5 protein-coding genes and 1 pseudogene are annotated in these 8,514 nt (G+C 71.1%); 1 reads left to right on the top strand and 5 read right to left on the bottom strand.

What is annotated here, in order from left to right:
* Positions 1 to 4: 4 nt before the first annotated feature.
* From HJC40_RS21060 to HJC40_RS21080, 5 genes are all read right to left on the bottom strand, one after another.
* The gene (locus tag HJC40_RS21060; protein ID WP_250002975.1) at positions 5 to 469 is read right to left on the bottom strand and encodes a winged helix-turn-helix domain-containing protein; all 465 of its coding nucleotides are present in this window, start codon (positions 467 to 469) and stop codon (positions 5 to 7) included.
* A 223-nt stretch (positions 470 to 692) separates the two neighbouring features.
* A complete protein-coding gene (locus tag HJC40_RS21065) occupies positions 693 to 1,655 on the bottom strand; it encodes a hypothetical protein (protein WP_250002976.1) in 963 nt (320 codons plus the stop codon).
* A gap of 11 nt (positions 1,656 to 1,666) precedes the next feature.
* Positions 1,667 to 3,154 (bottom strand): OmpL47-type beta-barrel domain-containing protein, encoded by a 1,488-nt coding sequence (locus tag HJC40_RS21070; RefSeq protein WP_250002977.1) that lies wholly within the window; start codon positions 3,152 to 3,154, stop codon positions 1,667 to 1,669.
* The gene (locus HJC40_RS21075) at positions 3,151 to 7,053 is read right to left on the bottom strand and encodes a ThuA domain-containing protein (RefSeq protein ID WP_250002978.1); all 3,903 of its coding nucleotides are present in this window, start codon (positions 7,051 to 7,053) and stop codon (positions 3,151 to 3,153) included. The genes HJC40_RS21070 and HJC40_RS21075 overlap by 4 nt, the downstream gene beginning before the upstream one ends.
* Complete coding sequence (locus HJC40_RS21080) at positions 7,050 to 8,072, bottom strand: multicopper oxidase domain-containing protein (protein ID WP_250002979.1); 1,023 nt, start codon at positions 8,070 to 8,072, stop codon at positions 7,050 to 7,052. Before HJC40_RS21080 ends, HJC40_RS21075 begins: the two co-directional genes overlap by 4 nt.
* A gap of 193 nt (positions 8,073 to 8,265) precedes the next feature.
* Between HJC40_RS21080 and HJC40_RS21085 the strand changes: the two are divergent.
* A pseudogene (locus HJC40_RS21085) lies at positions 8,266 to 8,514 on the top strand (hypothetical protein); the annotation flags it as partial.

Raw genomic sequence — 8,514 nt, forward strand, 5'->3', positions numbered from 1 at the left:
CCACTCAGAACACGAGCCGGATGCCGACTCCGCGGATCGCGTGGATGGTGGCCACCGCGCCCAGCAAGGCCAGTTTGGCCCGCAGGCGGCGGACGATCGAGTGGATGTCCGAGCCGCGCCCGACGTGACCGTTGCCCCAGACCTCGAGGTGCAGCTTCTCGTACGTCCAGACCCGGCCGGGCGCCTCGACCAGGCAGCGCAGGAAGTCGTGCTCCAGCCGGGTCACCTCGATCTCCCGGTCCAGCCAGCAGACGACCCGCCGGTCGGAGTCGAGGCGCAACCCCGGTGGCTCCGGGTCGGCAACCACCACGGCGGGTGGCGACACCACGTCGAGGAACTGGCGTGCCTGGTCGGCCGTGGCCACGATCAGGAAAGCCTCGGCGCCACCGAGCAGGTGGGCCAGCCTCATCCGGCCGTCCGCCGAGGAGGCGATGCCGATGGCCAACGATGGGACCGCAATCTCCGTCATGCCCCGCCTTCCAGCAGTGCCAGCGATGGGGGTGACGATAAATCCGGTTTGTCACGGCTTCGTTAACCGATTCATAGACCAGGTTCGAAGAAACCGCCCCAAGGCTATGTGGACAGTGCGATCTCCGGTCTGGCGCCGTTGTGCCATGTCACCTTTCCGCCACTGAACCGGATAAGACCGGCCCCGGACCGTCGAGGTCCGGGGCCGGCTGGTGGGAGGAAGGTCAGAGGTCGGCGGGACCGGCAGCGGTGGCCTCCTGGACGGCGTCCGTGCGGCGCTCGTCGGCCTTGGCGGTGTCGTCGGTGCGGGGCGTGGCCGGGCGGGCGGCGGAACGGGCCGCCGCTGCCGCCGGGGGGTCGATGACGACGCCGCGGCGGATGCGGTTGTTGGCGGCGATCTGGGCTACCGGGGTGTTGCCGGTGGCGGTCAGCGCGCCGTCGATGATGTTGTCGTCGACGGTCACGCCGCCCGTGGTGCTGGTGACGCTGACGTCCTTGCCGTAGAAGCCGCCCGAGGCGCAGGAGTCCAGGGCGCCGTTCGGGCCGAGCTGGACGCCGCCGAGGTTGCCGGCGAACGTCGCCTTGCCGCGGACCGAGCTGCCGCACACGACGCTGCCGGTGGCGCTGTTGAGCACCGAGAGCGTGCCGTCGACGAACGAGTCGTGCACGTCGGTGTAGTAGGTGCCCGTGCTGCTGACGTTGCCGGTGACCGCGCTCCCCCGGTCCAGGCGGACCTCGCCGGCCTGGGCGTTGACGCTGCCGGTCACCGTGCTGCCCTCGACGTACAGGAAGCTGTCGACGGTTGTCGTGCCCTTCGGGCGCACGGTCACCGCGCCCGTCGTGGCCTCCTTGAGGTAGACGCCGTACCCGCCCGCGGCCAGCACGACCGGCCCGGCGACCTCGGTGTCCGAGACGTCGAGGTAGCCGTTGCCGGCCACCCGCACGTCGCCCGACAGCTTGCCGCCGGTGATGACCAGGTTGCCCCCGGCGGCGACGCTGACGTTGCCGGTGACGATCGTGCCGGTGAGGGCGCACGACTCGCCGGCCGGCACGTACAGGTCGTTGGGGACGGTCACCGCGCCGCCGGTGCCGATGCAGTGGGTGACCAGCGCGGCGGAGGCCGGCACGGCGGGGAACAGGCCGGCCAGGACACCGGCGGCGACGATGGACGGGAAACGCTTGCGCATGGGGAGGCCTCTCATGATCCGATGTCCGAACGGGCGGCCGCGCGGACGATCGTGCCCTGCTGCCGTTTGGTGAGCGTGCCGCCGGTGACCAGCGCGGCGGTGACGGTTTCGACGTGCCGGACGAACGCGGCGTGGTCGGCGTACTCGGCGTGCTCGGCGATCCGGTCGTTGACGGTGCAGCCGTCGCTGAGCCGGGCGTTGCCGACGCCGGTGTCGTCGCCGTCGATGACCACCGTGGGCCGGGTGTCGGGCGCCGGGCAGGCGCCCGAGCCCGAGCCGACCACGGTGAACGTCGCCGACTTCTCGGCCGAGGTGTTCCCGGCGGCGTCCGTGGACCGGGCCCGCACGGTGTGGGCCCCGAGTCCGCGGATCTCGACCGGGGCGCTGTAGGCGGTCCAGGCGCCGGAGTCGAGCCGGTACTCGATCCGGCCCGCTTCCGAGGAGGTCACCGACACCGTGGCCACGCCGACGTAGGCGTCGTCGTCGTCCTGGGTGCCGCTCACGGTCAGGGTGACAGTGGGCGCGGTCGTGTCCGGCGCCACCACGGTGAAGTGCGCCATCTGCTCGGCTGAGGTGTTCCCGGCGTTGTCGGTCGCCCGGTAGTGCAGCATGTGCGGCCCGGCCGTGCTGACGACAACCGGATTCCCGTACGCCGTGAAGGCCCCGCCGTCCAAGGAGTACTCGATCCGGGCCACCCCCGAGTCGCCGTCCGAGGCCGTCAGCGTGGCGGTGGCCGTACCGAGGTAGTTGCCCTGGCCGTCGCGGTCGCCGGCCAGCTGGGCGGTGACCGTGGGCGGCGTGGTGTCCTCGTCCGGCGCCGGCTCGACCACCCGGAAGGCCAGCGAGCCCTCCGCGGAGACGTTGCCGGCCTTGTCGGTGGCCCGGTAGCGGACGGTGTGCTCGCCGACCGCGGTCACCGCCACCGGCGTGGTGTACGGCTGGAAGGCGGCGCCGTCCAGGGCGTACTCGATGGTGCCGACCCCCGAACCGCTGTCGGTCGCGCCGACCGTGACGGTCGCCGTGCCCACGTAGTTGCCGTCCCCGTCCCGGGTTCCGGCCGCCTGGGCCGTCACCGTCGGCGGGATCGTGTCCGGGGTGGTGCCGCCGTCGGTGACCACGAGCTCGCCGACCATCGAGATGTGCCCGGGAATCGAGCAGAAGTAGCGGTACCGGCCCGGGGTGAGGGTGACGGTGGCCTCGTGCCGCCCGTTGTTCGCGTCGAACGGGTTGGCCAGGATGTTGAGGTTGACGTCGTGGTTGTAGCCCTCGGTGGAGGTGTCGAAGGTCAGCGTGTGCGGCATCCCGGTCGTGTTGCCGGTGGCCGGGCTGTTCTCGAACACGATGGTGGTCTCGCCGGCCACGGCCTGGGCCGGCGCCGACTTGTACGCGGTCACGCTGTCGTCGGCCGTCCAGGTCAGCGTCTGGGCCGCGAGGGCCGGAGCGGGCGCCACCGCACCGATCAGCAGGAGCGCGCCGAGCAGCGCCACGAGCCGCCTCACAGCGCACGCACCCGGATGTCACGGAAGTCGACGAGGTCGGTGTCGCTGTGGTTCTGCAGGCCGATCAGCCCCTCGGTGAACTGTCGCAGGTCGGTCGGTGGGTCGCCGGCCCGCGAGGACTGCTTGCCGGGCGTGTTGTCGAACTCGTTGATGACCTTGCCGTTGCGGATGATGGTGTAGTGCTGGCCGACCACGCGGATCTCGTAGCGGTTCCACACGTTCTTGGCCGTGACGCCGGCCGCGCTCAGCGGGTTGGGGTCGAAGTTGTAGATGGAGCCGGTCTTCTGCGGCTCGCCGGTCTCGCCGTCGTAGATCTGCACCTCGTGGCCGCAGTAGATGGCCACCCAGGCCGGCGAGGTGCGGGCCGAGCCGACCGTGCCGCAACTGCCCGGCGGCCGCTGGTCGAGCGGGATCCGCGGATCGGGGAAGCGGGTGAAGACTCCGCTGTTGCCGCGGGCGTCGCCGGGTGCGACGTCGCGGAACTGCAGGGTCAGCGAGAAGTCCTTGACCGGCTTGGTGTGATACAGCATGCCGAGCCCGCCGCTGGGCCGCAGCGACCCGTCGGGCTGGATGGCGAACTGCCCGCTCGGCGCCTGAGCCCAGTCCCGCAAGGATTCGGGCGTGCCGTTGTAGAGCGAGACGTAGCCGGTGTGCCCCTCGCGGCCGATCGGTGAGGCGGCGGCGGACCGCGTCAGCGCGCCGGCCTCGCGGGCGTTGATCAGGTTGTCGCCGGTCAGGATGCCGGCCACCGCGGTGACGTGCCGGACGAACGCGTCGTGCGTCGCCCACGTGCTCTCGTCGTCGATGAGGTCGTCGATCGTGCAGCCCTGACCCACGTTCCGGTTGGGGACCCCGGTGTCGGTGGCGTCCAGCCGTACGGAGGTGCCGGGATCACCCACGGCGCAGCCGACCGTGACGGTCGTGCGGACGGTCGTGGTCTCCCCGCCGGCATAGGTGACGGTCAGGGTGGCCGTGTAGGACCCGACCCGGGCGTACGTGTGGCGGGGGTCGGCCTCGGTCGAGGTGCCGCCGTCACCGAACGTCCACTGGTACGACAGCCCGCCCGAGCGGGAGCCGTTGAACGCCATCGTGAGCGGCTTGTCCTGGACGGCCACCGAGGTCGCGGCCGGAGCCGGCGTCGGCGCGCCGCCCTGATAGGTCACCCGGATCAGCTTCTGGTTGGGGTGCAGGCTGAAGAACCCGCCGGCGTAGTCGAGCATGTAGAGCGCGCCGTCCGGGCCGAACTTGGCGTCCATCCAGGACTGCAGCTGGTTCGCGCCGCCACCGGCCGGGATGATGGCCCGCAGCGACTCCCCGAAGGCCGGCGGCTTGCCGGGCTGGTCGACCGTGACCGCGACCCGGTTGGCCGCGTTCGACTGGTCGCCCAGGAACCACTTGTCGTTCCAGTACGACGGCCAGGCCACGCCGCTCGACGCGTCGGCCAGATCGCGGTGGTAGGTCGGGCCGGACATCACGGCCTGCCCGCCGCCACGCAGGTAGGGCTGGGTGTAGGTGGCGTCCGCGGCCTGGTAGGTCGGGATGTCGCTGCCCGCGCGCTTCGGGAAGACCGGGCCGCCGCCGTCGGGCGAGTACCAGATCATGTTGTCCTTGATCGGCGGCAGGTTGGTCAGGCCGGTGTTGCGCGGCGACTCGTTCTTCGGGTTGTCACAGTCGTACCAGCCGGTCAGCACCTTGGCGTCGGTGGTGCTGCGGTCCCGGTAGGGCTGCCGGTTGCCCATGCAGTACGGCCAGCCGTGGTTGCCCGCCTCGGTGATGATCGTGGCGGTCTCGTACTTGGCCGGGCCCAGCTCCGGGCTCGGCGCCGCGGCGTCCGGGCCGACCCAGCCGGCGGTCAGCCACTGCTTCTTCGGGTCGATCTGCAGACGGGCGATGTTCCGGACGCCCATCACGTAGATCTCGGGCCGGGCCTTCTCGGTGCCCGGGGCGAACAGGTTGCCGGCCGGGATCGTGTAGGTGCCGTCGGCCTCGGGGTGGATGCGGATGATCTTGCCGTTGAGGTCGTTGGTGTTGCCCGCGGTGCGCCGCGCGTCCTGGAACGACGTGCCCTCGTACTCGGCGGTCCAGTTGTTGCCGGAGTAGCCGTCCGAGCCCTGCGACGAGTTGCTGTCGCCCGATCCGACGTACAGGTTGCCCCGGTCGTCGAAGGCCATGCCGCCACCGGCGTGACAGCAGCTGTGGATCTGGACCGGCCAGGTGAGCAGGTCCTTGCGGGTGGACTGGTCGATGGTCTGGGATGCCCGGTCGTAGGTGAACCGGGAGACCGTCCGCTGCCCGATGCGCTTCTCGCGGTCGATCGACGCGTGCGGCATCCAGTAGACGAACAGATGCCCGTTGGTGGCGAACGCCGGGTCGGGCACGATGCCGAGCAGGCCCTCCTCGTTCTTGACCAGCTCGGAGCCGCTGCCCCGGTTGCCCATCACCGGCAGTGTCGTCAGCAGCTTGACCTGTTTGGTCGCCGGGCTCCACGAGTGGATGGTGCCGCAGCCCAGGCCGACGTTCGGGTTGGTCCACTCGACGACCGGGCCGCCCGGGCAGGCCGCCTTGCCGACGTAGAACACCGTGCCGTCCGGGGTGATGGTGAGCCCGTGCGGCTCCCCGATCTGGTCGAGCCGGCCGGTCTGGTTGGCCGCGGTCAGCCGCTCCACCTTGTAGTTGGCGGCGATCGTGGCCTGGCAGTCACCGCGCACGATGCCGCTGGTCCAGCCGAGCGCGCCGGTCAGGTGCTTGCGGAACGCCTCCTCGCCGTAGCTGCCCTCGGTGTGGCCCATGCCGGTGTAGAAGGAGCGGCCGCCGTCGTAGTCGCGGCACCAGGACACCGGGTGGAACGGGCCGTTCGCGCCCAGACCCGGGTTGTAGTGGCGCTCCTCGACCTGGGCGAGGGTGTGCACGGCGCCGACCGGGTTCGGATCCCAGTTGTACCAGCGGTCCTCGCGCGTGACGGTCAGCGGCAGACCCTTGGTGGCCGGGTGCTGGCGGTCCAGGATGTCGACGACAGCCCGGTTCACGGCGGGCGGCGCGGGCGCCTCGGTGGTGCCGGTGAACAGGCGCAGATCGGCCAGCTGGGTCAGCGGTTCGCCGCTGTTGGCCGTGATGTTCAGCCGGTAGAACTTGTAGTCGGCCGGGGTCGTCACGTCGAAACGCCGGATCTGGAAACGATCCGGGAAGGTCTGACCGGTGCGCCGGTCCACATCGGACCACGCCTGTCCGTCGGCCGAGCCCTGCAGCGTCCAGTCCCGGGGGTCGCGGCCCGACGAGTCGTTGGCCGACGTCAGGGCGTACCCGGTGATCCGGGCGGGCGACGCGAGCTCGTACCGCACCCATCCGGTCGGGGTGCGCACCAGCCACTTGGTGTCGGCGTCGCCGTCGTTGAGCTTGACCGCGGTCTCGCCGGGCGGGTTCTCGCCGCTCGCGGTGACCGCCGCGACCGGGTGGGACACGGGGATCGCCCCGGCCGGGCGGGTGCCGATCAACCCGGTGAACCAGGCCGAGTCGAGCTGGGCCTTGGCCGCGTCACCGATGCCGAGGAAACCGCCGCCGGCGTTGACGAATCCCTTCAGAGCCGCTTCCTGTACGGGGTTCAGGACCACGCCGTCGGCGGAGAGGAAGACCACAGCCCGGTACGCCGCCAGGCCGCTCGCGCTGAAGACCGACGCGTCGGTGCTCGCCGTGACGTCGAGCCCCTGCGCCGCCCCGAGTTCCTCGATCGTCGCGGCCGCCCGGGTCACCGGGTCCTGCTGCGCGGCCGCCGCGCCCGAGAAGACCAGAATCCCGGGCTTCTCCGGCGCCGCCGCCGGCGCCGCGGCCGCTTCGCGCGGTGGCGCCGCCCCGATGGTCAACAGCGCGGCCATGGCGGTGGCCACGGCTCGTCTCAGCCTCATGAGCCAGTCCCTCCGTGTTGGTGGGTCTTCGCGGCCGCCGCGTGCTGGTGGCCGTGGAACCGGTCGATCGCCTCCTGGGCGCCGGCCGGCATGGTTCCGTCCGCGTTGCGCACCAGGAAGATCCCGGCCATGCCGGTGTCCGAGTGCAGCTGAACGTGGCAGTGGTACATCCACGCGCCCGGTCCGACGGCTTCGCCGGCGAGCACCTGGAACCCGAACGAGCTGCCCGGGTTGAGGTCCTTGTTGTCGATGACCTGACTGGGATCGGACGGGCCCTCGAGCATGCCGGTCCGGTTGTCGGCCCAGCGGTGCGCGTGCAGGTGAAAGGTGTGGAACAGGTTGCCGTGCCCGATGGCGATCCACTCGACGCGCTGGCCGAGGTTGGCCTCGAACATGGGAGTGTTCGGCGCGGACTTGTGGTTGACGAGCATGTCGTTGAAGACGACGGTGATCTGCTTGTCCGGCAGCAGGTCGCCGCGCCGCCGCACGACCAGCGCGCCGTAGAGGCCCTTGAGCAACCCGCCGGTGCCGTGGTCGGTGCCCATCGCATGGTCGTGGTAGTGCCAGTAGCCGGCGCTGCCGGGCATGAACCGGCGTCCGGCCGCGGCCGTCATCTCGTGCGAGCGCCAGACGTACGTACGGGTCTCGCCCGGCCCGTTGAAGGAGGCGTTGAACGGCGACCCGTCCGAGTCGGTGTCGTAGTCGACGCCGTGCGGGTGGATCGACAGGCGCTGGTTGGTCGTGTTGACCAGGGTGATCTCCAGCGTGTCGCCCTCGTACATCTCGAGGACGGGCCCCGGGATGGTGGCGCCGCCCCGGGTCAGGCCATAGCCGAACAGGCCGCCCGGCAGCGCCTCGGCGTAGATGGTGACCTTCTTGGTGACTCCGGCCGCGGCTCGGGCGGGCTCGCCCCGGGTCACCGCCACCGCGCCGCCGGTGAGACCGAGGACCCCGGCCGCGGCGAGCAGGGACCGGCGGCGAAGATGCTCCCCGTCCCGGTTGACAACGTTGTCTTTCATGCGCGTCCTCCGGGCGCCTCCGGCGTGCGAACCGGTGCGCCATGCTGTCGAGAGGTGGGCGTGCGGATCTGCGGCGATGCCGGCCCTCGGCCACGGCAACGCCCGCGCCCGGCCGGTCGCCGCCATGGCCACCGAGCGCGTGTTACGGACTTTTCTCGAAGAAGTCAAAACTTCGGTCTGATGTGAGCAACGTATGACTCATATCGACGGAAGTAAAGGTCTCAAAAGGAAAAGCGACTCGTGGGAGCGCGCCCAAATTTGGCTCGGGACATTGGCGCTCACCGATTCTTGGGAACGGCCGGACCAGCTCACCCGGGGCGACCAGCACCAACACCACAGCCGCACGCCGGGGCCGCGGCTCGCCAAGCGCGGGGCGGGCGGCAGGGCGGTGCGGGTGGCGCGGCAGGCGGCGCGGGCGGCGCGGCAGGGCGGCGCGGGCGGC

The sequence above is a fragment of the Actinoplanes sp. M2I2 genome (genome assembly GCF_023544445.1).
Taxonomy (GTDB): Bacteria; Actinomycetota; Actinomycetes; order Mycobacteriales; family Micromonosporaceae; genus Actinoplanes.